This is a genomic window from Erythrobacter sp. SG61-1L (genome assembly GCF_001305965.1).
Lineage (GTDB): Bacteria > Pseudomonadota > Alphaproteobacteria > Sphingomonadales > Sphingomonadaceae > Andeanibacterium.
This window is the reverse complement of record NZ_JXQC01000003.1, coordinates 131968-158151: the sequence shown is the minus strand read 5'-3', so window position 1 is coordinate 158151 and position 26184 is coordinate 131968. Positions and strand designations below refer to the sequence as shown.

Sequence of the window (26184 nt, the reverse complement as noted above, 5' to 3'; positions counted from 1 at the left end):
TCAGTGCCACGGGAAGGACTGTTCCGCACATGCATGCCGCTTACCCCCTTGCTGCCTGCCGGATGGCCCGGCGATGAGCGAATTGCTCGCCTTCGGTGTAGTGCAGCCGTGGGACTGTGACGTGATGGGCCATTTCACCGTCCGCCGCTATGCCGCCGTGTTCGACGATGCGAGCTATCAGCTGCTCTGGGCCATGACCGGCGAGCCGCCTGTCGCGCCCGATGGCGGGCTTGGCTGGGCGGATGTGAAGCAGGTTTACGAATATCATGCCGAAATGCGCGCGGGCGATCTGTACGAGATCACCGGCCGCCCGGTGCGGCTGGGCACCAGTTCGGTCACGGTCGAATACCGGATGCAGCGGCGCGGCAGCGGGGATCTTGTGGCCAGCATGACCTCGTCCCTCGTACGCTTCGACCTCGCCGCGCGGCGGGCCTCCCCCATCGAGGGGGAAATGCGCGCGCGGATCGAGGCGATGCTGGATCATTCAGCCGCCTGAACCGGAAGACCCGCCCAGGAAGGCCGTGAGATTATCGCCCAACTCGGGGCAGAGATAGCCGCCTTCCTGCACCAACAGGGTCGGCACCGGCAGGCGGCGGGCAATCTCAGCGCCGATCCGGCCATAGCCGCCTGTCGTCACCCCCAGCCCGCCAAAGGGGTCGCCTTCAAACGCATCAAGGCCAAGGGCCACCACCAGCGCATCGGGCGCGAAGTGTTCGATGCGGGCCAGGGCCGTATCGAGCGCGGCGAGGAATTCCGCATCGCCCGAACCGCGCGGCAGCGGCAAATTGAGGTTGAAACCCTTGCCCGGCCCTTCCCCTTCTTCTTCCGCGTAACCCCAGAAAAACGGGTAGAATCTGCGGGGATCGCAATGGATCGAGGCAGTGAAGACAGTGGGGTCGGTCCAGAAAATGTCCTGCGTGCCGTTGCCGTGATGCAGATCGACATCGAGGATCGCGATCTTCGGCCAGCGCGCCTGCAAATATCGGGCAGCAATGGCGGAATTGTTGAGATAACAGAAGCCCCCCGCCAGATCGGTGCCCGCATGATGGCCCGGCGGCCTGCACAAAGCGTAGGCAGACTGAACGCCACCCAGAAGGGCCTCAGCGGCACTCAACGCGCTCCACGCGCTCCACAGGGCGCTTTGCCAGGTACCGCCTGCGATGGGGCAGGACGCATCGGCCATGTGGAACCCCGCCTGCGCCACCAGCGATGCGGGATAGCCCGCATGGCGGTGCGGCGGGTGGATGTTGGGCGTCACCGCCCCTGCCGCATCGGGGATGTGCTGCCAGCGCTCCCAAGCCCGTTCGAGGAAGGCGAGATAGGCGGGCGTGTGGACGGCACCGATGGCCTCCATCCCGAATTCGCGCGGCGCCACCATTTCGCATCCGGCCCTGAGCGCCCCCGCCTTCAGCGCCGCGATCCGTTCGGGCGTTTCCGGATTGGGCTGCATCACTCCGTTGACGAGGAAATGCTGCGGATAATGTTCCGCCTGCCGCGCCTCGGCGAGGAAGGCTTTCACGCCGCCATGTCCAGATCGAGTTCCACCGCCAGGGCATCGAGGCTGGCGACCAGTTTCATCATGATCTCGTCCACTTGAGCCGCCGTGACGATCATCGGCGGGCAGACGAGGAAATGATCGCCCTCGATCCCTTCGCGCGTCCGGCGGGAATAGAGGATCAGGCCCCTCTCGTAAGCCAGTTCCACCAGCCGCAGATAGGCATTGGTCTCGGGCGGCAGGGGGGCCATCGTCTCGCGATCCGCCACCAGTTCGAAGGCCAGCAGCAGGCCCTTGCCGCGCACGTCCCCGATGAAGGGATAGCGGGCCATCAGCCCTTCCAGCCGGGCCTTGAGCAGATCGCCCATGGCCTGGGTATTGGTCATCAGGTCCAGCCGCTCGATCTCGTCCAGCACGGCCAGCCCGGCGGCGCAGGCCAGCGGGTTCCCGGCATAAGTGAAACCATGGGCAAAGCCGCCTGCATCCAGAACCGGCTCGATCAGCCGGTCAGGCGCGATGGCGGCGCCAAGCGGGGCGTAACCCGCGCCGAAGCCCTTGGCGATGGCCACGATATCGGGAACGATGCCCCAGTGTTCGCAGGCAAGGAAGCTGCCGGTGCGCCCTGCCCCGGTCATCACTTCATCGTAGATCAGCAGCACGCCATATTCGTCGCAGATTTCGCGAATGCGGCGATAATAGCTGTCGGGCGCCACCAGCGCGCCCGTGGTCGCCCCGCCCACCGGTTCCATCACGAAGGCGAGGACCGTTTCCGGCCCCAGTTCCTCGATCCGGTCGCGCAGCATCTCGGCATAGCGGATGCCGCGCTGTTCGTCGGTCAGGTTATCCCGGTCGAGATAGCAGCGCGGCGCGGGGATCTTGGGCATTTCCCGCATCATCGGGGCAAAGGGTTCAGTCAGCGGGCCATAGCCGGACAGGGCGAGCGCCCCCAGGGTGCAGCCGTGATAGCTGGGCATGCGGGAGATCACCTGCCAGCGCGAACCCTCTCCAATCGCCAGCTTATAGGCACGGGCCAGCTTCACCGCGCTTTCCACCGCTTCGGACCCGCCCGAAACGAAGAATACCCGGTTGAGATCGCCCGGGCTCATCTGCGCGATCCTCGCCGCCAGATCTTCTGCTGGGGCATTTTCGAAATGGAGGCGATAGCCGAAGGTCGCCTTGTCCATCTGTGCCTTCATCGCTTCCAACACGCGCGGGTTGGAATGGCCGATATTGGACACCATCGCGCCTGACGATCCATCCAGCCAGCGATTGCCGTGAATATCCCACAGATAGACCCCATCCGCCCTTGCCAGCATCGGGCGGCGCAGACGGGACTGATAGAACAGATGGGATTTGCTTTGGTTCATAGGGGTACGATCCTGGGCGGCACGGTCCTGGGGTTGGCGGACCGGGAGAAATGGCGGTCGAGGCCATAGGTGCGGCTGTCGAGCGGGGTTTCGGCAATCCGCCGGTCAAGGATGGCGCAGAAGGCGGCCTCCGCCCGGCTCAGCCGGTTGCCCTTCAGCCGCACGACCGAGACGTCCACTGCGGGCGGATCGTCATAGGGCGGCAGGCGCCACAGCAGGCCGTCCGCGCAATCGCGCGCCACCACGTGGATCGGCAGCGGGCCGATGCCCAGCCCCGCGATCACCATCCGCCGCACTTCCTCCAGATTGTTGGACACGCCCACCGGCGGCCCGGAAAAACTGGCCCGCGCGCGCAGCACCGCAACGGGGCTGAGCACATCGTCAATCTGGTCCGTATCGAAGGAAACGCTGCGTTCCCCGGCAAGATCTTCCAGCTTCAGACCCTTGCGCCCGAACAGCGGATGGCCCGGCCCGCAGAAGAAGCCGAAATGTTCGGTATAGAGGTGCGTGTAGGTAATGTCGGCGTAATGCCGCCCGGCAAGGCAGATGCCCAGCGGCGCACGGCGTGCCCGCACATCTTCCACCACCTGCCTGCTGGAGCGGACATGGATCGAAACGCTGGCCGAAGGATGGCTGCGCTGGAATTCCGCCAGCGTGCCGTCCACCAGCGGGCTGACCACATGGGTCGCCATGGCCAGCGCCACCGTGCCCGATACTTCGCCCGAAACATCGGCCAGCAGGCCGGGCAGGCGCTCGATCGCGCCGAACATGTCGCGCGCTTCGGCATAGAGCACCTGCCCCTGCGGCGTGACGGCAAAATTGCGCGGGCCGCGTTCGATCAGCCGGTGGCCCAAGGTTTCTTCCAGCCGCCGCAGGGCATTGCTGACGCTGGGCTGCTTGAGATCGAGCCGGATCGCGGCACCGGTAATGCTGCCCTCCTCCACGATGACGAGGAAGGTGCGGACCAGATTCCAGTCCAGCTTCAAGGCAATATCGCTGTCGACCCCGGTCATGACACCATTCATTCAAACTATGATTGACGGAATCACCATCAGAACGAAGAATGGCATAATATCGGCCACAATGGCAAGGGAGCAGGCATGGCGCGCGAAGCCCGCAAGGTCATCATCACCTGCGCGGTGACGGGATCGATCCACACCCCGACCATGAGCGAGCATCTGCCGCTCACCCCGCAGCAGATCGCGGATGCTTCCGTGGCGGCGGCAGAGGCCGGGGCGGCGATCATCCACCTGCATGCGCGCGATCCGCAAAGTGGCTTTCCCAGCGCGGACCCGGCCCATTTCGAGCCGTTCCTGAAAGAGATAAAGGCGCGCAGCGATGCGGTGGTGAACATCTCCACCGGGGGCAGTTCGGTCATGTCGCTGGAAACGCGCCTCGCCCCCGCCCTCGCCGCCGAGCCGGAAATGTGTTCGCTCAACATGGGATCGATGAATTTCGGCACTTTCCCGCTGCTGGATCGCTATTCGGAATGGAAGCACAATTGGGAGCCGGAGCTGCTGGCGAAGACGCGCAGCACCATCTTCAAGAACAGCTTTGCCGATATCGAGACGATCCTTGAGGAACTGGGCGAGAAGCGCGGCGCCCACTTCGAGTTCGAATGCTATGACATCGGCCATGTGGAGACCTTGGCCTATTACTTCCGGCAGGGCCGGATAAAGGCGCCGATCTATGTCCAGTTCGTGCTGGGCGTGCTGGGCGGCGCGGGGGCGACGGTGGAGAACCTCGTCCACCTCAAGAACCGGGCGGATCAGTTGCTGGGCGATGCCTATCGTTTTTCCGTGCTGGGCGCGGGGGCGCGGCAATTGCCCATCGCCACGGTGGGCGCGATCATGGGCGGCCATGTGCGCGTGGGACTGGAAGACAGCCTGATCATGCCGGACGGATCGCTGGCCACCAGCAATGCGGATCAGGTGGCGGCGATCCGCACGATACTGGAACAGCTCGGCCTTGCCATCGCCACGCCTGACGATGCGCGCGAAATGCTGGCGCTGAAAGGGCGCGAAGCGGTAGCTTTCTGACCATGGACACGCCCATCGCCATCCGCACCGCCAGCCGCGCCGAAGCGCCCATCGTGCAACTGATGCTGGAAGAACTGGCCGCCAGCATCGGCAAGCCCGGCGGGATCAAGGGCAGCGTCGCCAATATCGAACGCTTCGGTTTCGGCCCTTCCCGCCTGTTCGAAGCACTGATCGCATCGCAGAGCGGCGTCGATGTGGGCCTGCTGCTGTTCTTCCCCGAATATTCCAGCTGGCGCGGCAGGCCCGGCATCTATGTGCAGGATCTCTACGTGATCGAAAGCGCGCGCGGCGCGGGTGTGGCGCGGGCGCTGCTGAGCGAGGTGGCGCAGCGCTGCGAAGAGATGGAGGGCACATATCTGCGCCTGTCCGCCAGTGCGGATAATATCGCGGCCCAGCACTTCTATCTCAAGGCGGGCTTCGCTCCTTCCGACGAGGAGCGCCTCTTCGTGCTGGAAGGCAAGGATTTCGCCGCCTTCATCCGGGAATAGGAAGGAACTGACCATGCTGCGCCTGCTGCTTTCCTGTGCCGCGCTCTGCTGGGCAGGCGCCGCCATGGCCGAGGCCCCGCGCGGGCGCGATCTGGGCATTCCCTTCGACGGGACGCCCGGTGCGCTGAACGCCATCACCGACGTGGCCGGCGTGACCGTGGGCTTTTCCACCATCGTCGAGGGCGAAGGCGCCCATGCGGCCCGCACCGGCGTGACCGCGATCCTGCCGCGCGGGCCGGAAACCCTTTCGAAGCCTTCCTTCGCGGGCTGGTTCTCCCTGAACGGCAATGGCGAGCTGACCGGCACGACGTGGGTGGAGGAATCCGGCTTTCTCGAAGGGCCGGTGATGATAACCAACACCCACAGCGTGGGCACGGTGCGCGATGCCACGATCCAGTGGCGCGTGGCGCAAGGCGGCGCGGATGCAAGCGGCTATTGGTGGTCCCTGCCCGTGGTCGGCGAGACGTGGGACGGCCATCTGAACGACATCAACGGCTTCCATGTGAAGCCGGAACACGCGTTTCAGGCACTGGAAAGCGCCAGGGGCGGCCCGGTGGCGGAAGGCAATGTCGGCGGTGGCACCGGCATGATCTGCTATGAGCTTAAATGCGGCACCGGCACCTCTTCCCGCGTGCTGACCGCGCAGGATGGCGGCTATACCGTGGGCGTGCTGGTGCAGGCCAATCACGGGCTGCGCGATCAGTTGACGGTCTCCGGCGTGCCGGTGGGCAGGGAACTGACCACCCCGCGCGTGTGGAACGAGGAAACCGGATCGATCATCATAGTGGTCGCCACCGATGCCCCGCTGCTGCCCCACCAGCTGAAGCGCCTTGCCCGCCGGTCGAGCCTTGGCCTTGCCCGCTCCGGCGCGATTTCGGGCAATGGATCGGGTGACATCTTCATCGCCTTCTCCACCGCCAATCCCGAAGCGGGCACCGCCAGCCCGCCCCCGGCCGCCTTCCTCGCCAATGACCGGATGGACGCCCTGTTCGAAGCCACGGTGCAGGCAACGGACGAGGCAATCGTCAATGCACTGGCCGCCGGGCGCGACATGACTGGGGTAGACGGCCATTTCGTGCCGGCGCTGGACCATGCGCAGCTTCGCGCGATCCTGCAGCGCCACAACCGCCTGGCGGGAGCGACGCGATGAGCCGCCTGAACTTCGCCCCCGCACTTGCCGGGGCATTTCTGCTGCTCGCTCTGCCCACTCCGGCCACAGCCCAGCGCGAGGCGGTGCTGAAGCAGGTGGACGTGCCGCATAATTACTATTGGCGCGAAATGTATGTGCCGCAGCTGACCATGGGGCCAAGCTCGCTCGCATGGTCGCCCGACGGGAAGGAACTCGTCTATTCCATGGGCGGCAGCCTGTGGCGGCAGGAAGCGGGCAGCGGCATTGCCGAACAGATCACTGCCGGGCCGGGCTATGACTATCAGCCGGACTGGTCGCCCGATGGCAGGACCATCGTCTTTGCCCGCTATCGCAAGGATGCGATCGAACTGTGGACGCTGGACCTTTCCAGCGGCGTCCAGCAGCAGCTTACCAGCGGCGGGGCCGTGAACCTCGAACCGCGCTTCTCTCCCGATGGGTCAAAGATCGCCTTCGTTTCCACCAAGGCGACCCGGCGCTTCCGCATCTTCACTGCCAGCATGTCCGGCCCGTTCGAGCCGGTGCAGTTCTCGCCCGAACGCAAAAGCGGGATTTCCCGCTATTACTACAGCGCCTTCGATCATGAGCTTAGCCCCGCCTGGTCGCCGGACGGCAAGGAACTGCTCTACCTCACCAACCCGGAAGATTATTACGGCAGCGGCTCGCTCTGGCGCCGCGCCGTGGCGGGCGGCGATCCCGTGCTGGTGCGCGAGGAGGAGACGAGCTGGCGCGCAAGGCCCGACTGGGCGAAGGACGGCAAGCGGATCGTCTGGGCATCCTATGCTGGGCGGCAATGGCACCAATTGTGGCTCACCACGCCCGGCGGCAAGGGCGATCCCCTGCCGCTGACCTTCGGGGAGTTCGATGCCACCTCCGCCCGCTGGTCGCCCGACGGGCGGCACGTGGCCTACATCTCGAACGAGCATGGCGACGGCGAAATCCGCGTGATGGACCTGCCCGGCGGCGCGACCCGCACGCTCGCCTTCGAAGCCGCCGATTACCTCCAGCCGATGGGCGCGCTGGACCTGACCGTGACCGGCCCGGACGGTTCACCCGTTCCCGCGCGGGTCTCCGTAATCGGCAGCGACGGGCGGGCCTATGGCGCCGAAGGCAGCTGGATGCACGCCAACGAGACATTCGACCGCAAGGACATCCCGGAAGAGGAACATTATTTCCACCTCGCTGGCAGCGGCACGCTCGTCCTGCCGGCGGGCGAGGCGGAAGTGACCGTGTGGCGCGGGCTGGAAAACCGGGTGGAGCACCGCAAGGTCACTATCTCCGCCACCAGACAGAACAGCCTGACCGTCCCCCTCACTTCCATCGCCCTGCCCGCGCTGAAGGGCTGGGTCAGCGGCGATGTTCACGTCCATATGAATTATGGCGGGAATTACCGGAATACGCCGGAACGGATGATCGCCCAGGCCCGGGCAGAAGATCTGGACGTGGTGTTCAACACCATCGTCAACAAAGAGGAACGGGTGCCCGACGTGGCCACTTTCTCGCCCCAGCCCGATCCCGCCTCCACCGCAGACGCCTTGCTTGTCCCGGCGCAAGAATATCACACCAGCTATTGGGGCCATCTGGGGGTGATCGGCCTTTCGGACCATCTGCTGCTGCCCGGCTTTTCCGCCTATGCGAATACCGGCCTTGCCAGCCTCTATCCCGACAATATCGCCGTGGCCCGGCTGGCGCATGAACAGGGCGCGCTGGTGGGCTATGTCCACCCCTTCGATCCGGGGCCGGCGCCGAACACCTATTCCACTCACGCCGTGCCGGTCAGCGCGGCGCTGGGCGCGATGGATTATTACGAGACGGTCGGCTTTTCGGACCAGATCATCTCTTCAGACATCTGGTATCGCCTGCTCAATCTCGGCTTCCGCATCGCGGCGGCGGGCGGCACGGATGCCATGGCCAATTACGCCTCGCTCCATGGGCCTGTGGGCCTTGCCCGCACCTATGTGCTGCCGAAAACCGGAAGCGACACCAGCCCGGCCGGGCGTCGCGATGCCTGGATCGAAGGGCTGCGCGCCGGGCACAGCTTCGCCACCAATGGCCCGCTGCTGGCCTTCACTCTGGACGGGAAACTGCCGGGCGACAGCATCGCCCTGCCCAAGGGTGGCGGCACCTTGCGCTGGGATGCGCAAATGGCCTCCATCGCGGGGGTCGATCATGTCGAAGTGGTGCAGAACGGCAAGGTCGTCGCCACGCTGAAACCGGGCGCGGATGGGCGGGCCGCCAGCGGCTCCGGCTCGCTGAAGATCGCGACGAGCGGCTGGGTATTGCTGCGGGCATGGACTTCGGACGACCGGCCCGAAGTGCTGGACATGTATCCCTATGCCACCACCACCCCGGTTTACGTCACGGTGGAAGGCGCCCCGCCCCGCTCGCCGGAAGATGCGCGCTATATGCTCGACTGGCTGGACCTGATCGAAAAATCCGCCGGCGCCGGCGAGTATAATGACGATGCCGAACGGGCCGAAGTCATGGGCAACATCGCCAGGGCACGGGCGGTGTTCGAAGGGATGCGCTGAGGCAGCCCTCAGTTTTCCGCCAGGGCCGCGTCCAGCCGATCCCGGCCCGGCCTTTGCCGCTCGCGCGCCAGCGGGATTTCTCGCCGCATCCGTTCGGCGAAATTGCGCAGGCATATCTCGTTCCGGCCCAGCGGACCGGCCGTGAAGCTGGAGGATGCCATCCCGTCCTGCACCCGCTCGATCAGGCCCTTGTCCTCGCGGTTCACGTCACGATTGATGCGGATGTTGAGATAGCGGGCCAGCTTCATTTCCCGCCGATCATCCGGCAGCGCATAGGCCGCATCGCGCAGGATGCAGGTGGTGGGCGTAAGGGGAATGAACTGCATGAAGTCGATCTGATCGGGATAGACATCGAACATCAGGCCGGGGAACAGGCGGAAATAGGTCCACATCTTCTGCCGCTCAGCTGGCAGGTGATCCACGTGAGGCAGCAGCCTGCGGTAAAGCTCCACCGAAGGCCCCGCCCGGTTCGGCAGGTCTACCGAGGCGAAGATCTTGTCCACTCCGCGATCGACCGAGAGAGTGTAGGTCTCCCGCACCAGACTATCGAGGCCGGGATGCGCCACGCGGACATGCAGGGCATCGACGTAATTGTCGCAGGCGTTCTTCCAGTTCACTTCCCGAATGCGGGTGCGCACGGGATAGAGCTGCTGGAGTTCTTCGAAGCGGTAAATGCCCGCCTCTTCCGCGATGGGCGCCATTTCATCCGCCAGTGAAGGCCCGCCCGGTTCGAAGCGGATATAGACGAAGCCTGCATGCACAGCGTGCTCCACGGGCGTGAGGCCGTAATCCGCCTTGTCGAAATTTTCATATTCCTCGATGAACGGCACGCCCAGCAGGGCACCGTCCAGCCCGAAGCTCCATGCGTGATAGGGGCACAGGATGCGCCCGCCGCAATTGCCGTAATCCCCGTCCAGCAGGCGGGCGGCGCGGTGGCGGCAGACATTGTGGAAGGCCCGGATCGTGCCATCCCTGCCCCGCACCACGATGGCCAGTTCGCCCATCATGCGGAAGCTCTGCCAGTCGCCCGGATCGGGAATGTCGCTGACATGGCAGACCAGCTGCCACGCCCGGCGCCAGACCTTCGCCAGTTCCAGCTTCATGAAGTCCGGGTCTTCATAGGTCCATGCCGGGAGGCTCCAGCCCGCCTGATCGGCGACCGGACGAAGCCCGGCGGAACCATAGAGAGGAATGCTGCTCATAAGGCCGGACGCCTCCTCTTAGGCAGCCCCCCGCCCTTGAGATCGCGCAGAATCTCAGCAGCGGCGTTGTGCCCTGGAATGCCCGTGACGCCCCCGCCCGGATGGGTGGAGGAGCCGCACATGTAGAGCCCGTCAAACGGGCCGCGATAATCGGCAAAGCCCAGCATGGGCCGCGCACTGAACAGTTGATCGAGCCGCAACTGGCCGTGGAAAATGTCCCCGCCGACAAGGCCCAGCTTCGTTTCCAGATCGAGCGGCGAGAGCGCCATGCGCCCGAGGATAGAGGCCTTGAAGTTGGGTGCATGGCGATTGATCGTCTCGATCACCGTATCGGCGGCCTGCTCCCGCTCATCCTCCCAGCTGCGCCCATTGGGAAGCTCCGGCGCGAACATCTGGCAGAACATGCTCGCCACATGCTGCCCCGGCGGGGCGAGCGACGGGTCCAGCACGCTGGGAATATGCATCTCGATCACCGGCTGGCGCGACCAGCCGAACTGGCGCGCATCGTCATAGGCGCGTTCGAGATAGGGGATGGAAGGCGCGAACATCAGGCTGGCGCCATGATGCCTGCCCGGCGAGCCATCGGAGGGAGAAGGCAGACAGGTGAAGTTCGGCAATTCAGACAGGGCCACATTCATGCGGAACGTGCCGGATGCACATTTCCACTGGCTGATCCGCTCGGCAAAGGCAGGCGGCAGCGCCGCTTCCTCAATCAGCTTGCCGTAAAGCAGGCGGGGATTGATGTTGGAAACCACTGCCTTCGCCCGGATCACCTGCCCGCTGTTCAACCTGACGCCAACAGCGCGGCCGCCTTCGATCAGGACTTCCTCCACAGGGCTGTCCACTCGGATATCCACCTGCTTTTCCACACAGGCAGCGGCCATGGCCTGAGTGATGGCCCCCATGCCGCCCATGGCATGGCCCCACACGCCATCTTCCCCGTTCACCCCGCCGAATATGTGATGCAACAGCACATAGGCGGTGCCGGGCGTGTAGGGGCTGGCGTAATTGCCGGTCAGCGCATCGAAGGCGAGGATGCCCTTCAGCGCATCGGTTTCGAACCAATGGTCCAGAATTTCGCCCGCGCTCTTGCCGAACAGGTCCAGCAGATCGCGCTGCGCTTCGGGTGAGAGCTTGCGCAACTCATTGCCCAGCCCCAGCCCGGCCAGCAGCGCATGCAGCCCACCACCCAGATTGGGCGGCGTCTTGTGGAGCGTGGCGCGCAGCATCTCCACCAGCGCATCCAGCCGTCGGTTATACTCCGGCCACGCAGCCGCATCCTTTGCCGAAAATCGGGCGATCTCGGCCAGCTTCTCCTCGCTGGAGCGGCCCATCAGGAAATAGTCGCCATTTTCCAGCGGCACGAAATAGGACATCGGCCTGGTGCGCACTTCCAGCCCATGGCGGGCCAGCTCCATATCCGCGATCACTTTCGGGCTGAGCAGGCTGACCGAATAGCTGGCCACCGAATTGCGGAAGCCGGGGTGGAATTCCTCCGTAACCGCCGCGCCGCCGACGATCCCGCGCCTTTCCAGCACACAGACCCGGTGCCCCGCGCGGGCGAGATAGAAGGCGCAGGCAAGGCCATTATGGCCGCCGCCGATCACAAGCGCATCGAATAGCCCAGGTTCCACAGCCAGCCCTTTCTTGAGCGCGGAAGCCCCGGCGGAGTGTTTGACACGTGTCCAACGGCAACACAAGCGGTGCCTGTCAAAGGCTCGACCGGCTCCCCGCCAGGGCATGAAACGGCAGCCTGCATTTTCGATTGGGATTCCGATGGAAGGAAGTTAAATTCCGCATAGTGGAAATCGAAAGAGGTCAGACCATGGCATCGGCACCCAGCGGGTCGGGGGAACGGCTGCTGCACTTGATCCGCCTGATCGCGTCCGGGCCGGACAGCTTCACGCTGGGCGATTTCGCCGTGCGGGCAGGTCTGCCGCTCAGTTCGGTCCACCGCCTGCTCAAGACGCTGGAAGGCGCCGGCTTCGTGGAGCGGGGATCCGGCCTGACGTACCGGCAGGGGCGCGAGTTGCAGCGCATCGCTTCGCTGATCGTTGCCCGGTTCGACATCGGGCGGTTTGCCCGCCCGCTGCTCGAAGCCCTGGTTGACCGGTTTCACGAAACGGCCGTGCTGTCCGTCTACAGCCCGCCCACGCACCGGGCGATCACCGCCGAAGTTGTGCTGACCCCTCACCCGCTGCGTTTTGCCATCGAGCGGGGGGCAGTCCTGGCGCTGCCATGGGGGGCACTGGGCCATGCGATCCTGGCCTTTTTGCCAGCTGCCGAGATCGAACTGATCCTGCGCAGCGAAAATACCGGCCCCATCACCGGACGCCCCCGCCCCGCCCGGCCCAAGCTCGAGGTGGAATTCGCCCATGTCCGCGAGAAGGGCTTCGCGCTTCATCGCGACGATCACCTCGACCTCGTCGATATTGCCGCGCCCGTGTTCAAGGGCGAAGGCGAAGTGCTGGGCAGTGTCAGCGTGATCCTGCCTTCCTCGCGCGAGCCGCTCCAGCCGCTCGATCAACTTTCCGAAGCCGTGCGCGATGCGGCCAGAGCGCTGAGCGCCCAAGCCGGAATGGCCGGCTGAGCAATCACTGCCCAAGGCAGGGAACATCGCCGTCGCCCACCGGTAGGCATTCCCGCACGCGACCTGTTTGACAATTTCCTAAATACGGAAATCTAAATCGAAATCACAATTAGCCGGTTGACAGTCCACGCCCCCCTGACGCCCTATCGGGACAAGAAAAAGAAAGGGAGAGGCAATGATCTGGGAAACTAGGGGACAAGTGCGTCCAGGCCACGTGAAACCGGCCTGGCGAGCGGCTTTGCTTGCGGGAATCGCGGCATGTTCACTTTCAACACCCGCATTCGCGGCAGAAGAGGAAGACACTTCCACGAGCACTGAGGCGCAGGATAATTCCTCGCGCTTCGGTGGGGACATCGTGGTGACGGCGGAACGGCGCGAGACCAATCTGCAGGATACGCCGCTGTCCATCGTGGCCGTGACCGAGGATGCAATCGAGGCCAAGGGTATCGAGGATCTGGCCGATCTTGCCACCTTCACCCCCAACCTCAACATCACGCCGGGGCGCGGCAGCGGCAATTCCAACCCGTCCTTCTCGATCCGCGGCGTGTCCGGCGGCGGCGGGGCGACCAGCGAACGCGGCGTGGGCCTGTATATTGACGGAATCTATGTGCCGCGCACCAACGGCACCGTGCTGCGCGTGCTGGATATTGACCGGGTGGAAGTGCTGCGCGGGCCGCAGGGCACCCTGTTCGGCCGTAATTCCACCGGCGGAGCGATCCGCATCTTCACCAAGCAACCCGAATTTGACCGCACCGAAGGCTATCTGCGGGTGACCGCAGCCAATATGGGCCGGGCCGACGTAGTCGGCGCGCTCAACGTGCCGATCAGCCAGGACGCGGCCCTGCGCATGCAGGGGGCCTATCTGAAGCAGGGCGGCTGGGTCCAGCGCGGCAGCCAGATGATGGGCGAATCCGAGGACTGGATCGGCCGGGCCAATCTGCGCATCGAGCCGAGCAGCGATTTCCGCATCGACGCCGGTTTCCTCTATTCGGATTCCGATGCGACCAGCTCACCGCAGGTGTTCGAGGAATTCGACATGCGTCCGGGCATCGAAGGCTATCTGCAGGGCAATTATGCCGATTGGCTGAACGATGCCTTCAAGCTGGACGGGCAGGCGCCGCTGGCCGCCTATAACGACCCGCGCCTCGTGCTCGACGATTTCACCGCGCCCGACATCTGCCTACTGGACGATTTCGACCCCGACTGGGACAAGGCCTGCGAACAGTTCGAGCACAACACCTATTGGCAGGCTGACCTGCGCATGGGTTACGATCTCAGCGACACGGTCACCTTGTCCAGCACCACCGGCTATTCGAAGCTGGACCACAACAGCACTACAGACTGGCAGATGATCGGCACCGAAGCGCGCTATTCAGCCGTGAAGTCCGATACGCTCTATCAGGAACTGCAGCTCAATGCCGAACTGTTCGGCGGAGCGGTCGATTTCGTCACCGGCGCGACCTACTTCCACGAGAAGTCCTACAGCGACGGCTATATCAACACCCGGCGCGGCTCCAGCGTCTATCCCTCGACCCCGGCGGGGGACGGCGATGGCGGGCTGCAGCATCGCAGCGACATCGAAACGACGCAGATCTCGGATTCCATCGGCCTGTTCGGCAGCGCGACCTGGCACATCACCGACCGGCTGAATTTCACCGGGGGCCTGCGTTATGCCTATGACAAGAAGGATTACGAGCAGACCGAATATGCTTCGGACAGCTTCACTCCGGCCCCGGGCACCACGTCAACCACGGTCACCAGCGATCACGACTGGAACCAGATCGACTGGCGCGCCACGCTGGACTTCAAGCTGACCGATGACTGGATGTGGTATGCCACCGCATCGAAGGCCTACAAGGCCGGCCAGTTCTCCTACACCATCCGTGGCGGGGTGCCAGGCCCGGACCAGAGCGGCGATTTCATTCCCGTGCTGGCCCCGGAAAAGGTAGTCAACTTCGAGAGCGGCATGCGTATCGAGGCACTTGACGGCCGCCTGCGCCTGAACCCCACCGTCTTCTACATGCAGTGGACCAACCGCCAGGCCGCCCGTCAGGTGACCTGCACCTACGATCCGCAAACCTGCCCGGTGGGCTTCACCATCATGGTATCGAACACGGGTGACGTGGACATCTTCGGCGTCGAGCTGGACGCCAACCTGTTCATCACCGACAGTTTCTCGATCGACGGATCGTTCGGCTATTCCGGCTATGACCTGAAAGACCCGGCGGCCAATGGCGGGCCCAACCTGTTCCCCGGACCGCCGGAATTCAACTTCAACGTCGGCGCCAATTACCGCAAGGACATCGGCCCGGGCGAGTTGAGCCTGAACCTCAACTATGCCTATACCAGCTCACAATCCACGCACCCCAGCGCAGTAGGCGATTCCGCCTATCAGCTGCCCGCCATCGAGCTGGTCAATGCCCGCATCGGCTTCAAGCCGAGCAATGTGCCGGTGACGATCAGCCTGTTCGCGAACAATCTGTTCGACAACACCTATGCCACTTACGGCACTCGCTTCGGCGGCGGCTATTGGGACAGCGGGGCAGGCACCGGCGTTGCTGCACCGCCGCGTTCGGCCCTGTCCGTGGTGCGCGGCAAGCCCCGTGAAGTGGGCGTGACGCTGCAATACGATTTCTGATCGAGACGGGGCGGATCAGCGCATCCCGCGCCTTCCGCCCCGCCCGTTCTATCAGACGAAGATACCCGACTTGCCCGGCGCGATGATACCGTTGGGATCGAGCGCGCGCTTCAGCGTCTGGTCCACGTCGCGCTTCACCTTGCCGTAAAGGTCGGCGGTCTGTTCCATGAAGCCGGTGTTCACGCGATAGACCGCATAGCCGCGCTTGCCGAATTCGCTCAGCAGCTTGGCGAAGCAGGCATGGGCACGAGCTGTTTCGGCCGGATCGCTCCGGTCGAACAGCACATCGACGATGTGGTGCATGTCGCGCATGCCGACGATGAATTCGGCCACGTAATCCAGCCCGTATTCGTTGAGGATTTCCTGCGCCAGTTCCATCTGCGCCTTGGTTTCGGAACCCTTGGCCTGCGAGACCGGGGCGAACCACATGGAACCGCCGCCGCCGCGCCAGCGATAGAGGCCGAATTCCTGCAGGGTCATGTCGCCCTTCATCAGCTGGGCGCGATAACGGAAAGGCTCGCGATTGCCCGCCTCTTCCTCGGTGATGAGCTTGCCCTTGCCGCTGGCTTCCACCGCCTGCTTGACGATGTTCCAGTTGACCTCGACCTGCTCGGCCGTGCCGTAAAGCGCGGCATAGACGTTCCAGGCGCCCATGCCTTCCTTCTGCTTGATCTCCTCCAGCACATCCTTGGGCGTGGAACCGGTGCCATCGTAATATTTGGACCGCGGAGTGATCGCGGCTGCTTCCCACATCACATTGGCGATAACCGCCGCATTGGGCACGATGTTGGCGATCTTCAGCGGGCGCAGCATCTCCACGATGGTGTCGATGTCACTTTCGTCCTCATACTGGATGCAGAACGGCTTGTAGGCAGGCGGCTGCGGCATCAGCCAGATGCCCAGCTTGGTCACCACGCCGTAATTCGACTGTGTGAAGATCCCGTCCAGATAGGGTCCGTAGCCCCATTTGAAGGCCTGCCAGGTGTTCGATTTCTCGACCCCGCCCATGCCGGTGCGCAACACCTCGCCGTTGGCGAGAACCACTTCCATGCCGCATTGCATCATGAAGTGTTCGCCATAAGGCGTGTATCCCACGCCCCGGTCGAGAGTGTTGCCCACCGGCCCCGCTATGGCAGAGGGTGCGGGGCATGAGAGCCACAGCGGGATGTCGTTTTCCTTCAGGTAGTTCCACAGCTGCTGGTAGGTCACGCCCGGTTCCAGCAGCGCGGTGCACAGCACCGGGTCCACCTCGATGATCTTGTTCATGTGCTTGAGGTCCAGCACGATCTGCCCCCGTGTGCCGGGGGCGGCCGAGCCGTAACCGAAATTGCGGCCGGTGGAGATCGGCCAGACCGGCGTCTTGAACTGGTTGCAGATCTTCAGCACGCCCTGCACCTGTTCCACCGAAGTGGCGAGCACGGCGGCACCGGGCATGTGCTTCTCGTCCGCGTCGGACATCATCACCTTGGTGTAGGGGGCGAGGTCTTCTTCGCTGGTCAGCACGTTTTCCGGGCCGAGCAAGGCGCGAAGCTGGCCCAGAGCAGCCTCGAACTGAGCCGGAGAAATGCCCTGCGGCAGGGCGGACTGGGTAGTGTCGGTCATTGTCAGATACTCCGGATCACTGCGCGGCCTGAGTGGGGGCGGACTGAGTGGCTGGCGCCTTGGATTTCGAAACCATCTCGGCCACGCGATCGAGCGTCTCGTCATCGATCATGGCTTCGGTGAAGGCGGGCATGGCGCGGTTGCCGTGGCGCACGAACAGCTTGATCGCTTCGGGCGGCAGGTCGCGGCCAAGGATCACCGGGCCTACGCCGGTGGAATGGCAGGCCATGCAGGTCTGCTGGAACACCATCTCGGCCTTGTCCTCGGGGATCGATTCCTTGCCGAGGTAGGTCAGCTTGCCCTTGTCTCCGGCGCTGGCCGTTTCGGAAGACGAACCGCATGCCGCCAGCGCGACGAGCGCCGTGGCGAGCAGGGGGTAACTGATTTTGCGGTTCATGCGAATTTCCTCTCCTGGGGAATGATGCGGGCAGAAATGCCCTTCCCGCCCGGCAGCACCGCGCCCCGCTTCACGGTGACGCGGGCCATCTGGGCGGCGATGTCGAGCAGGTGATCGTCCGTGCCGTCGAGCCGCAGGACGATATTGGCGGCTGCCTTGCGCAGTCCTTCGGCCATGGCCTGAAGGCGTTCTATACGCGGCCCGTCGAGCAGGACGGCCCGCGCGGGCAGGCCAGTTTTGGGCGCGAGTTCAGCCGAAACGAAATGCGCGGCACCTCCGCCTGATTGCCACAGATGCGCGGCAGGAACGGCCCCGGCCGCCGCCACGAGGGAGGTGGAGGCAATGAAATGCCTGCGCGAAATTGGTCGGGACAGCACTGTATCTTCTCCCATGCCTTGCCGCCGCGCTGATGCTGACGGTTTGGATCAGGGAGTTTGCAAGCGCCGTGCCAGTTGGAGTATTTCCATATAAATACACTGTAATTCAGTATTTTATGTAATTTCCTGAAACGATAGCCGATGCCTGCGGAATGCAAAATCGTTGAATATCACGCACTGAAGGCGCATCATCCCGCTCAGATCGTCTGATTTTCAACAGCAGGTAACACGATGCCCGACCTCCTGACCCGTGCCGCCGCCTCCGCGCCGGAAATGCCCGTAATGGCGGACCTTGCAGCCACGCTGCATTTCTCGCCGGAAACCGGCCATATCTGGCTCGCCGGACGGCGCATGGTGCTGATGCACGAGGATTCCGCCGGGCTACTGCGCCGCGAAGTCGTCGACGCCATCGGGCTGGAACGCGCCCGCGCCGCCTTCACCCGGCAAGGCTACAATGCAGGCGCCATGGATGCAGAAATTGCCACCAAGGTGCGCCCGCATACCAGCCTGCACGCCATGTTCTCGGTCGGCCCGCAAATGCACGCGCTGGAAGGGATCGTGCTGTCCGAACAGATCGCCTTTGACGTGAATATCGAGGAAGGCCGTTTCTATTCCGAATATCGCTGGCACCATTCCAGCGAATGCGCGGCCCATCTCAAGCAATTCGGGCGCGGCCAGATCGCCGCGGGATGGAGCCAGATCGGCTATGCCAGCGGCTATGCCAGCGAATTCCTGGGCCGCCCCATCGTCTATCGCGAGGTGGAATGTATCGCGATGGGCCATGAATGCTGCCGCATCGTGGGCCGCCCGCGCGAGGAATGGCCCGATGCCGGGAATGACCTGCGCTATCTGCGCGCCGCACCGGTGCTGTTGCAGCCCAATGAGGGCGAAGGGCTGGTCGTGGCCAGCAGGGATGGCAGTGGGCGGCCGGACAAGTTGCTGGTGGGCGCCTCCGCCGGGTTCAATATGGCATTCGAGAAGACCCGTAAGGTGGCCGGCACGCAGGCTGCCGTGCTGCTGCTGGGTGAAAGCGGCGTAGGCAAGGAGATGTTCGCGCGCAGCCTGCACTTGCTCAGCCCCCGCAAGGACATGCCCTTCATTGCGGTGAACTGCGCCGCCATGCCCGAAACGCTGATCGAGGCGGAACTGTTCGGGGTGGAAAAGGGCGCCTTCACCGGGGCCACATCGAGCCGTCAGGGCAAGTTCGAACGCGCCCATGGCGGCACGATCTTCCTAGACGAGATCGGCACGCTCTCCATGGCGTCGCAGGCCAAGCTGCTACGCGTGCTGCAGGAAGGCGAGGTGGAACCGATTGGCGGAAGCCATTCCCGCCCGGTCGACGCGCGGGTGGTGGCCGCAACCAACATCAATTTGCGTGAGGCCGTTGCGCGGGGCGCGTTCCGCGCGGATTTGTTCTTCCGCCTAAACGTATTCCCCATCGCCATCCCGCCCTTGCGGGAGCGGCGAGCTGACATTCCCGTCCTGATGGCCCATCTGCTGAAGCAGTTCTGCGCAAGGCACGGGCGGGATGTATCAGGGTTCAGCGAAGAGGCCGTCTCCGCCATGCTGAGTTATGACTGGCCAGGCAATGTGCGCGAGTTGGAAAACGTGATCGAGCGCGGCGTCATCATGGCCCAGCCAGACATGCCGCTGGGCGTCCACGACCTATTCACTGCCGGTGAGGAACTGGGCGATACGCGCTATCGGCTGACGAGCGAGGGCGCGGTCGAGCGAGCGCCTTTCGGAGAAGGATCGGGCACTCAGAGCCACAGTGACATCGGCGCCGAGGCACTGGAAACCGGCCTTACTCTCGACGAGATCGAACGTCGCATCCTGCAACGCGCGCTGGAAGCCCATGGCGGCAACCGCACCCGCGCTGCCGCCGCGCTGGGCCTCACCCGCGCCCAGTTCAATTACCGGCTCAAGACCTATGCGGAAGGCTAGGCCCTGCCCTCATTCGCGGCCCAGCGACGCTGGCGGCGGAACTCGCTGGCGGTCACGCCTGCCTTGCTCTTGAAGAAGCGGGCGAAATAGGCGGGATCGCTGAAGCCCAACCGCCCGGCGATCTGGCTGATGCTGCCGTTGGAATAGGTGAGATAACGCATCGCCTCCAGCAGCAGGCGCGCCTGGATCACTTCCCCCGGCGCCTTGCCGAACACCACGCGGCAGGCCCGATTAAGGGTGGGCTCGGAAGAGCCGAGTTCGCGAGCATAATGGGATACGGGCCAATCGCGATCGAAACCCTTGTCCACCAATCGGCGGAAACCCCTCGCCAGCGCCTCCTGCCGTGTCAGCGCGGGGCGCGCCTGCCCCTGAGCAAGAAGGGCATCGCTTGCCGCCAGCAACAGGCCAAATTCGGCAACCAGCACCTTGGAAAGCCCGCCCGAAGTCGCTGCCGCCAGATCGGCCGCAATCGCCTCCATGATCCACCGCAGCCGCGCAAGATCGCTGCCGCCCGATGGAAGGCGGGCGCGGCTGGCGGTGGGGCGCGCCAGGGCATTTGTTTGAGCGGATTGTCCAAGGCGTGGATCGTGCAACATCTCCACCGCGAAGGACAGCACCCAGCCCTCGCTGCCCGGTGCGAATTGCAGGGAATGGATGCACTGGCTGGGGATCGCGATCAGCGAATGCGGGGCCAGCGGCACGGCCTCCTCATCCGCGTGGAGCGTGCCCGTTCCTTCGTCCAGCAGGATGATCTGGTGCAGCGTGGAGTGACTATGGGCGGAAATCTCCCACTCATAGAGGCTCGCCCGGGCGGAGATCGGCTCGATATGCAGGAATTCCGGGGCAGGCGGCCCCTCATGTTCGCCATAAAGGCCATATCTGGCCAGATCGCCATCGCTTTCCATCGCCAGGCAATCTCTCAATTTTGATCGAAAAGTGCAAGACTTTGCCAAAATCCTGCGTCGCAAGGGCGACTGAACGGCACCATAAGGGCACCACAACCCCCATGGAGAGGAACCTGGGATGTTCAGATTCGACCCTTATTCCCCCCTGATCGATGCCGATCCCTTCCCCGCCTACAAGACCCTGCGTGACGACTACCCCTGCTTCTGGAGCGAAGAGGCAGGCATGTGGGTCTTGTCGCGCTACCACGACATTCTCGGCGCGCTGACCAACTGGAAGGTCTACAGTTCCGCGCAGGGCAATCTGGTGGACGAATTCCCCGGCCGCGCCGGAGCCACTCTGGGCAGCACCGATCCGCCACGGCATGACCGGCTGCGCGCCCTGATCCAGAGCGCGATGACCAAGCGCGCGCTCGATCACATCATCGATCCGGCCCGCGCCGCCTGCCGCGCCCATCTGGCCTCCGTCCGCGAGGGCGACAGCTTCGACTTCGTCAACGATTTCGGATCGAAGGTGACGGTTGACCTGCTGTTCTACCTCTTCGCCCTGCCCCGCGAGAATGCGGAGGAAGTGCGCGATAACGCCGTGCTGATGGTCCAGACCGATCCCGTCACCCGCCAGAAGACCGAACAGCATCTGGCCGCCTTCCGCTGGATGGCCGACTATGCCGAAAATCTGGTGCAGGAGCGCAAGAAGAACCCCGGCGACGATCTGCTGTCCAACTTCATCACTGCCGAGATCGACGGCGAGAAGCTGCTCGACAAGGAAGTGCAGCTTACCGTCACCACGCTGATCATGGCCGGGATCGAGAGCCTGTCGGGCTTCCTGGGCATGTTCGCGCTCAATCTGGCGGATTTTGCCGATGCACGCCGGGCGCTGGCGGCAGACCCCTCGCTGATCCCCGACGCGATGGAGGAATCCCTGCGCTTCAACACCTCTGCCCAGCGCTTCAAGCGCACGCTGCAGCAGGATGTGGAACTGCACGGCCAGCAGATGAAGGCCGGGGACGCGGTAATGCTCTGCTATGGCTCCGCCAATCGGGACGAGCGCATGTTCCCCGATCCCGAGCTGTACGACATAACCCGCAAGCCCAAGCGCCATCTGGGCTTTGGCGGCGGGGTCCATGCCTGTCTCGGTTCCATGCTCGCCCGCGTGGCAACGCAGACCGTGTTCGAGGAATTCCTTGCAGTCATGCCGGAATTCACGCGGGTGGATGCCGAACTGAGCTGGGTGCCATCGTCCAACTTCCGCAGCCCGCAGGCTCTGCTGCTCGCACGGGGCTGACTGTTCTGGGCTGACTGGCACGAAGAACATCGCCCTCCCGCCATGCGGAAGGGCGATGCTTCGCTTCAGTGTGTGCCGCCTGCCTCAGGCAGCATCGACGAGGACGATTTCGCTATCCTCGATTGCGGTCACGCGCAGCACTTCCAGATCGCTGATCGCAACGCCATCGCGGGCATTCGCACGCACATCCTCGATCTGCACCGCACCCGTCGCCGGGACGAGATAAGCCTTGCGATCCGCACCCAGCGGATATTCCGCCGTCTCACCGGCCCGCAAGGTCGCGCCCAGCACGCGGGCATTCGTGCGGATCGGCAGGGCTTCATCATCGCCATCGAAACCGGAGGCCAGCGTCACGAAACCCCCGGCGCGATCACCCTTGGGGAAAGGCTTTGCGCCCCAACTGGGCGGCTCGCCTTCGCGAGTGGGGATGATCCAGATCTGGAAAATCCGGGTCGTCACATCCTCCAGATTATATTCCGAATGGCGGATACCCGTGCCCGCGCTCATCACCTGCACATCGCCGGCTTCCGTGCGGCCCTTGTTGCCCAGGCTGTCCTGATGCGTGATCGCGCCTTCACGGACATAGGTGATGATTTCCATGTCGCGATGCGGGTGCGGCGGAAAGCCGGTCTGCGGCGCGATCGTATCGTCGTTCCACACACGCAGATTGCCCCAGTGGACGCGGGCCGGATCGTGATAACCCGCAAAGGAGAAGTGGTGATGGGCATCCAGCCAGCCGTGATCGGCGGCACCGAGGGTGGCAAAGGGGCGAAGTTCAATCATTGTCTGTCTCCTTCGGCGGCGCGTCGGCGCCGCTGTTGGACCCCATTTAGGTCTTGCCCGCTTTCCCGTTCAGAGGGATAAATTCCGTCCTCATGTTCGAGAAAGTTGAAAAGTGAACAATCCCGGCACCCCCACGCTCGATCAGTTGCGCATATTCCTGGCCATCGTGGATACGGGAAGCTTCGCAGGCGCCGGGCGCAAGCTAAACCGCGCCGTCTCGGTCATCAGCTACGGCATCGCCAATCTGGAAGCGCAATTGGGCCTGCCGCTGTTCGACCGGGAGGGGACACGCAAGCCGCAGCTGACCACGGCCGGACGGGCCTTGCTGGCACAAGTGCGCACCATATCCGACGGGATCGACGGCCTGCGCGCCAAGGTCAAAGGCCTGCTGGACGGGCTGGAAGCAGAAGTGGACCTTGCGGTCGACGTGATGCTGCCCACTGACCGGCTGGCGAAAGTGCTGCGGGCCTTTGCCGGGGAATTCCCGACCGTCCAGTTGCGCCTCCATGCCGAAACGCTGGGGGCGATCACTGCCATGGTGCTGGACCGTAAGGCCATCATCGGCATTTCCGGCCCGCTGTCGCTGGGCGTGGAAGGGATCGAGAGCATCGCCGCCGGATCGGTCACCATGGTTCCCGTTGCCGCACCCGATCATCCGCTGGGCCGCATGGACCTGATATTGCCCGGCGCAGCGCGCGATTTCACCCAGATCGTGCTGACCGACCGTTCGCGTTTTACCGAAGGGCGGGACTTTTCCGTGGTCAGCCCCAAGACCTGGCGCTTGGCCGATCTGGGCGCCAAGCACGCCCTGCTGCGGGAAGGGATCGGCTGGGGCAACATGCCGCTGCACATGATCGAGGACGATCTGATCGCCGGCACGCTGGTGCGCCTTGCCATGCCCGACAATCCGGGCGGGAATTATCGCCTCTCCGGCATCTGGCGCCGGGACGCGCCGCCCGGCCCCGCCGCATCCTGGTTGCTCGACCAGTTCGTTACGCTGGGGCAGAAAGACAGCCACTTGCCCGGTTTGGGCGACGTCTAGGCAGCGCGGACAATTCGGACCTGAATGGACGTCTGAAATCCCGGAGGACAGCCTGCGGCCTGAATGAGAGGAATGTTGTGGGGAGCTGTCAGCCCGCAACTCGTCATTCCCGCGAAGGCGGGAATCCAGTGGCAACCGTTGATCTGGATTCCCGCCTTCGCGGGAATGACGAAGGTAAGTGAGTAGAATCCTTATCCCAAGCCACCACGCCCGCTCATCCTGAGCTTGTCGAAGGACACGGGAAACCGTCAGCCCCGTATCCACTTGTTGGGCAAGCGCTGGCGCGTGTCCTTCGACAGGCTCAGGACGAGGGGATGTTGGAGGATGCCCGCAATGCCGTCGTGTGCGGGCTGGCGGCTTTCGGCATTTCAGGGGTGGGAAGCGGACCATCCTAACCCGTCATGCTGAACTTGTTTCAGCATCCATCCATCCTCACCAACTGCCGTGCAATCTGGAGAAATGGATCCTGAAACAAGTTCAGGATGACGATTGCGCAAATGCCCGCAATGTTGTCGTGTGCAGACAGGCCGCTATCTGGTCAGAACCACGCAAATCCGCCATATGGCCCACGTGACAATTAGGACATCAATATGGGGATGGAAAAAAATATTGTGCTCGAAAATTTGCGATTTTTACATATATTTATTTTATTATTTACTTCATTAGTAATAGCAATACCGGTTTCAATTATATCCTATTCGTTAAGTGAATATTCTTTTGTTGCCTCTTGCTTGTCGATAGAGCTTCTTCGATTCGGATATGTGTTTGTTTGTCGTAGATGGCTAGGCTTGATTTCGACGCCAAGTTTGATGTTCTCCATCGCATTGGTGATCTTGAGCATCCTATTTGTATTGGCTCCAGACTATGAAAGTGGATTGATCGAGGTATCATATGTAAATCTTGTATTCGTTCTATCAGCAGCCTTTATAGGATTTTGCTCTGGCATGATATATCTATTTATAAATCTTAAAGATAGAAGTTTGGTATTGGGATTCCCTCCGGCATTTTTAATGATGGCCTCACTTTATGCGACAAATCCCCTTCTTGGGCGTATTGGCGGGTCGCTGCTTGGGGAGCTTGTGTTCAAGGCCTGTTTCCTATTTACGATTATGTGTTTGTCCGTTTATTTGCATCGACAGGTGAAAGCCGCAATAAAAACGAACTTGTCGAAATGAGTAATTGCAGCGGGGGTGCCGTCAGACCAACTGCACCGAAGGGATTGTCAGGTTAACTTCCTAGGCGGCGTGGACAAATTCCGAACTGGATAATCGTCCGTTTTGGGTAAGCTGTTTTGCGAACGGCACGACAGGAATGTTGTCGTCTCCGGAGAGGCCGCTTTTAGGCCGAAACTCTGAAAAGCAGTCAGGGAAGCTTGCGCTGCTATCTGCCTGCGCCGCCTGGGCTACGCATGCAGGAATGCCGGGCAGGTCTGCACCCGCCCGGCATCCTCAGCTTGAAAACAGGTGCTCAGCCTTTCACGAAAGCCAGCAGATCGGGATTGAGCGTGTCGGCATTCACCGTCAGCATCCCGTGGGAAAAGCCTTCGTAGATCTTCAGGGTCGCATTGGGCAGCAGTTCTGCCTGAAGCAGTGCCGCGTTCCGGTAAGGCACCACCTGATCGTCATCGCCGTGGAGGATCAGGGTCGGGACGGTGATGGCCTTCAGATCGTCGGTCTGGTCCGTTTCCGAGAAGGCCTTGATCCCGTCATAATGGGCCTTTGCGCTGCCCATCATGCCCTGCCGCCACCAATTGTCGATCACGGCGGGCAGGACCTGGGCACCGTCGCGGTTGAAGCCGTAGAAGGGGCCTGCGGCGACATCGCGGAAGAACTGCGCCCTGTTTGCCGCCAGCGCGGCGCGGAAGCCGTCGAACACCTCGATTGGCAGGCCGCCGGGATAAAGATCGGTTTTCACCATGATGGGCGGCACGGCGGATACCAGCACGGCCTTGGCCACGCGCCCCTGCGGAATGCCATGGCGTGCGACATAGGCCGCGACCTCGCCCCCACCGGTGGAATGGCCGATATGGACGGCATTGCGCAGATCGAGGTGCTCTGCCACCACAGCAGCATCGGCGGCGTAATGGGCCATGTCATGGCCTTCGCTCACCTGTGCCGAGCGGCCATGCCCCCGGCGATCATGGGCAATGACGCGATAGCCCTGCTGGAGGAAGAACAGCATCTGCGCATCCCAGTCATCCGACGAGAGCGGCCAGCCGTGGTGGAACATGATGGGCTGGGCATCCTTCGGGCCCCAGTCCTTGAAGAAGATTTCGACGCCGTCCTTCGTAGTTACGTAGGCCATGGGACATTCCTTTCGCTTCTCTGGTGCCATCTCGATCGTGGCTTGCCGGCA

General features: G+C 63.3%; 22 protein-coding genes. 11 read left to right on the top strand and 11 right to left on the bottom strand.

Annotation, left to right across the window (positions count from 1 at the left end):
• Window positions 1–73 precede the first annotated feature (73 nt).
• Window positions 74–496 (top strand): acyl-CoA thioesterase, encoded by a 423-nt coding sequence (locus tag SZ64_RS01120; RefSeq protein ID WP_054529148.1) that lies wholly within the window; start codon window positions 74–76, stop codon window positions 494–496.
• Here SZ64_RS01120 and SZ64_RS01115 read toward each other — a convergent pair.
• Genes SZ64_RS01115 through SZ64_RS01105 form a run of 3 tightly spaced genes read right to left on the bottom strand, consistent with a single transcriptional unit; the run spans window position 485 to window position 3875 of the window.
• Window positions 485–1519 (bottom strand): histone deacetylase family protein, encoded by a 1035-nt coding sequence (locus SZ64_RS01115; protein WP_054529147.1) that lies wholly within the window; start codon window positions 1517–1519, stop codon window positions 485–487. The two genes, SZ64_RS01120 and SZ64_RS01115, sit on opposite strands and share 12 nt — an antisense overlap.
• Entirely contained in the window at window positions 1516–2862 is a 1347-nt protein-coding gene (locus tag SZ64_RS01110; RefSeq protein ID WP_054529146.1) for an aspartate aminotransferase family protein, read from the bottom strand. Before SZ64_RS01110 ends, SZ64_RS01115 begins: the two co-directional genes overlap by 4 nt.
• Window positions 2859–3875 carry a LysR family transcriptional regulator gene (locus SZ64_RS01105; protein ID WP_054529145.1) on the bottom strand — a complete coding sequence of 339 codons (1017 nt, stop codon included), beginning with the start codon at window positions 3873–3875 and terminating at the stop codon, window positions 2859–2861. Before SZ64_RS01105 ends, SZ64_RS01110 begins: the two co-directional genes overlap by 4 nt.
• 87 nt (window positions 3876–3962) lie before the next feature.
• Between SZ64_RS01105 and SZ64_RS01100 the strand changes: the two genes are divergently transcribed.
• The 4 genes from SZ64_RS01100 to SZ64_RS01085 are packed head-to-tail and all read left to right on the top strand — an operon-like array spanning window position 3963 to window position 9067.
• Complete coding sequence (locus SZ64_RS01100) at window positions 3963–4901, top strand: 3-keto-5-aminohexanoate cleavage protein (RefSeq protein ID WP_054529144.1); 939 nt, start codon at window positions 3963–3965, stop codon at window positions 4899–4901.
• Window positions 4902–4903: 2 nt separating this feature from the next.
• Window positions 4904–5389, top strand: a complete 486-nt coding sequence (locus SZ64_RS01095; RefSeq protein WP_054529143.1) for a GNAT family N-acetyltransferase — start codon at window positions 4904–4906, stop codon at window positions 5387–5389.
• Window positions 5390–5402: 13 nt separating this feature from the next.
• Window positions 5403–6539 carry a P1 family peptidase gene (locus tag SZ64_RS01090; protein WP_054529142.1) on the top strand — a complete coding sequence of 379 codons (1137 nt, stop codon included), beginning with the start codon at window positions 5403–5405 and terminating at the stop codon, window positions 6537–6539.
• Window positions 6536–9067, top strand: a complete 2532-nt coding sequence (locus tag SZ64_RS01085) for a CehA/McbA family metallohydrolase (protein ID WP_054529141.1) — start codon at window positions 6536–6538, stop codon at window positions 9065–9067. Before SZ64_RS01090 ends, SZ64_RS01085 begins: the two co-directional genes overlap by 4 nt.
• A gap of 8 nt (window positions 9068–9075) precedes the next feature.
• On the opposite strand, the gene SZ64_RS01080 is transcribed toward SZ64_RS01085, so the two are convergent.
• A complete protein-coding gene (locus SZ64_RS01080) occupies window positions 9076–10269 on the bottom strand; it encodes an aromatic ring-hydroxylating dioxygenase subunit alpha (protein ID WP_054529140.1) in 1194 nt (397 codons plus the stop codon).
• Window positions 10266–11903, bottom strand: coding sequence for an NAD(P)/FAD-dependent oxidoreductase (locus tag SZ64_RS01075; protein WP_054529139.1), 1638 nt, complete (start codon window positions 11901–11903; stop codon window positions 10266–10268). Before SZ64_RS01075 ends, SZ64_RS01080 begins: the two co-directional genes overlap by 4 nt.
• 191 nt (window positions 11904–12094) lie before the next feature.
• On the opposite strand from SZ64_RS01075, the gene SZ64_RS01070 reads away from it, so the two are divergent.
• Window positions 12095–12859 carry an IclR family transcriptional regulator gene (locus SZ64_RS01070; RefSeq protein ID WP_054529138.1) on the top strand — a complete coding sequence of 255 codons (765 nt, stop codon included), beginning with the start codon at window positions 12095–12097 and terminating at the stop codon, window positions 12857–12859.
• A gap of 238 nt (window positions 12860–13097) precedes the next feature.
• Complete coding sequence (locus SZ64_RS01065; RefSeq protein WP_054529137.1) at window positions 13098–15497, top strand: TonB-dependent receptor; 2400 nt, start codon at window positions 13098–13100, stop codon at window positions 15495–15497.
• Between the two features lie 51 nt (window positions 15498–15548).
• Here the strand turns inward: SZ64_RS01065 and SZ64_RS01060 are convergent, their stop codons facing one another.
• From SZ64_RS01060 to SZ64_RS01050, 3 genes are read right to left on the bottom strand one after another with little or no spacing between them, the layout of a single operon-like run.
• Window positions 15549–17099, bottom strand: a complete 1551-nt coding sequence (locus SZ64_RS01060; RefSeq protein ID WP_054529136.1) for an FAD-binding oxidoreductase — start codon at window positions 17097–17099, stop codon at window positions 15549–15551.
• A gap of 16 nt (window positions 17100–17115) precedes the next feature.
• Window positions 17116–17496, bottom strand: a complete 381-nt coding sequence (locus SZ64_RS01055) for a cytochrome c (protein WP_054529135.1) — start codon at window positions 17494–17496, stop codon at window positions 17116–17118.
• Window positions 17493–17888 (bottom strand): hypothetical protein, encoded by a 396-nt coding sequence (locus SZ64_RS01050; RefSeq protein ID WP_054529134.1) that lies wholly within the window; start codon window positions 17886–17888, stop codon window positions 17493–17495. The genes SZ64_RS01055 and SZ64_RS01050 overlap by 4 nt, the downstream gene beginning before the upstream one ends.
• Window positions 17889–18104: 216 nt before the next feature.
• On the opposite strand from SZ64_RS01050, the gene SZ64_RS01045 reads away from it, so the two are divergent.
• The gene (locus SZ64_RS01045; protein ID WP_054529133.1) at window positions 18105–19817 is read left to right on the top strand and encodes a sigma-54-dependent Fis family transcriptional regulator; all 1713 of its coding nucleotides are present in this window, start codon (window positions 18105–18107) and stop codon (window positions 19815–19817) included.
• On the opposite strand, the gene SZ64_RS01040 is transcribed toward SZ64_RS01045, so the two are convergent.
• A complete protein-coding gene (locus tag SZ64_RS01040; protein ID WP_054529132.1) occupies window positions 19814–20722 on the bottom strand; it encodes a helix-turn-helix domain-containing protein in 909 nt (302 codons plus the stop codon). The genes SZ64_RS01045 and SZ64_RS01040 overlap by 4 nt on opposite strands.
• A 118-nt stretch (window positions 20723–20840) precedes the next feature.
• Here SZ64_RS01040 and SZ64_RS01035 point away from each other — a divergent pair, with 118 nt between their 5' ends.
• Window positions 20841–22004 carry a cytochrome P450 gene (locus SZ64_RS01035; RefSeq protein WP_054529131.1) on the top strand — a complete coding sequence of 388 codons (1164 nt, stop codon included), beginning with the start codon at window positions 20841–20843 and terminating at the stop codon, window positions 22002–22004.
• 84 nt (window positions 22005–22088) lie between these two features.
• Here SZ64_RS01035 and SZ64_RS01030 read toward each other — a convergent pair whose 3' ends face one another.
• Entirely contained in the window at window positions 22089–22787 is a 699-nt protein-coding gene (locus SZ64_RS01030; protein ID WP_054529130.1) for a pirin family protein, read from the bottom strand.
• A gap of 112 nt (window positions 22788–22899) precedes the next feature.
• Between SZ64_RS01030 and SZ64_RS01025 the strand changes: the two genes are divergently transcribed.
• A complete protein-coding gene (locus tag SZ64_RS01025) occupies window positions 22900–23829 on the top strand; it encodes a LysR family transcriptional regulator (protein ID WP_054529129.1) in 930 nt (309 codons plus the stop codon).
• 590 nt (window positions 23830–24419) lie between these two features.
• The gene (locus tag SZ64_RS18435; RefSeq protein WP_156313401.1) at window positions 24420–25004 is read left to right on the top strand and encodes a hypothetical protein; all 585 of its coding nucleotides are present in this window, start codon (window positions 24420–24422) and stop codon (window positions 25002–25004) included.
• 292 nt (window positions 25005–25296) lie between these two features.
• Here SZ64_RS18435 and SZ64_RS01020 read toward each other — a convergent pair whose 3' ends face one another.
• Complete coding sequence (locus SZ64_RS01020; RefSeq protein ID WP_054529128.1) at window positions 25297–26133, bottom strand: alpha/beta hydrolase; 837 nt, start codon at window positions 26131–26133, stop codon at window positions 25297–25299.
• Window positions 26134–26184 lie beyond the last annotated feature (51 nt).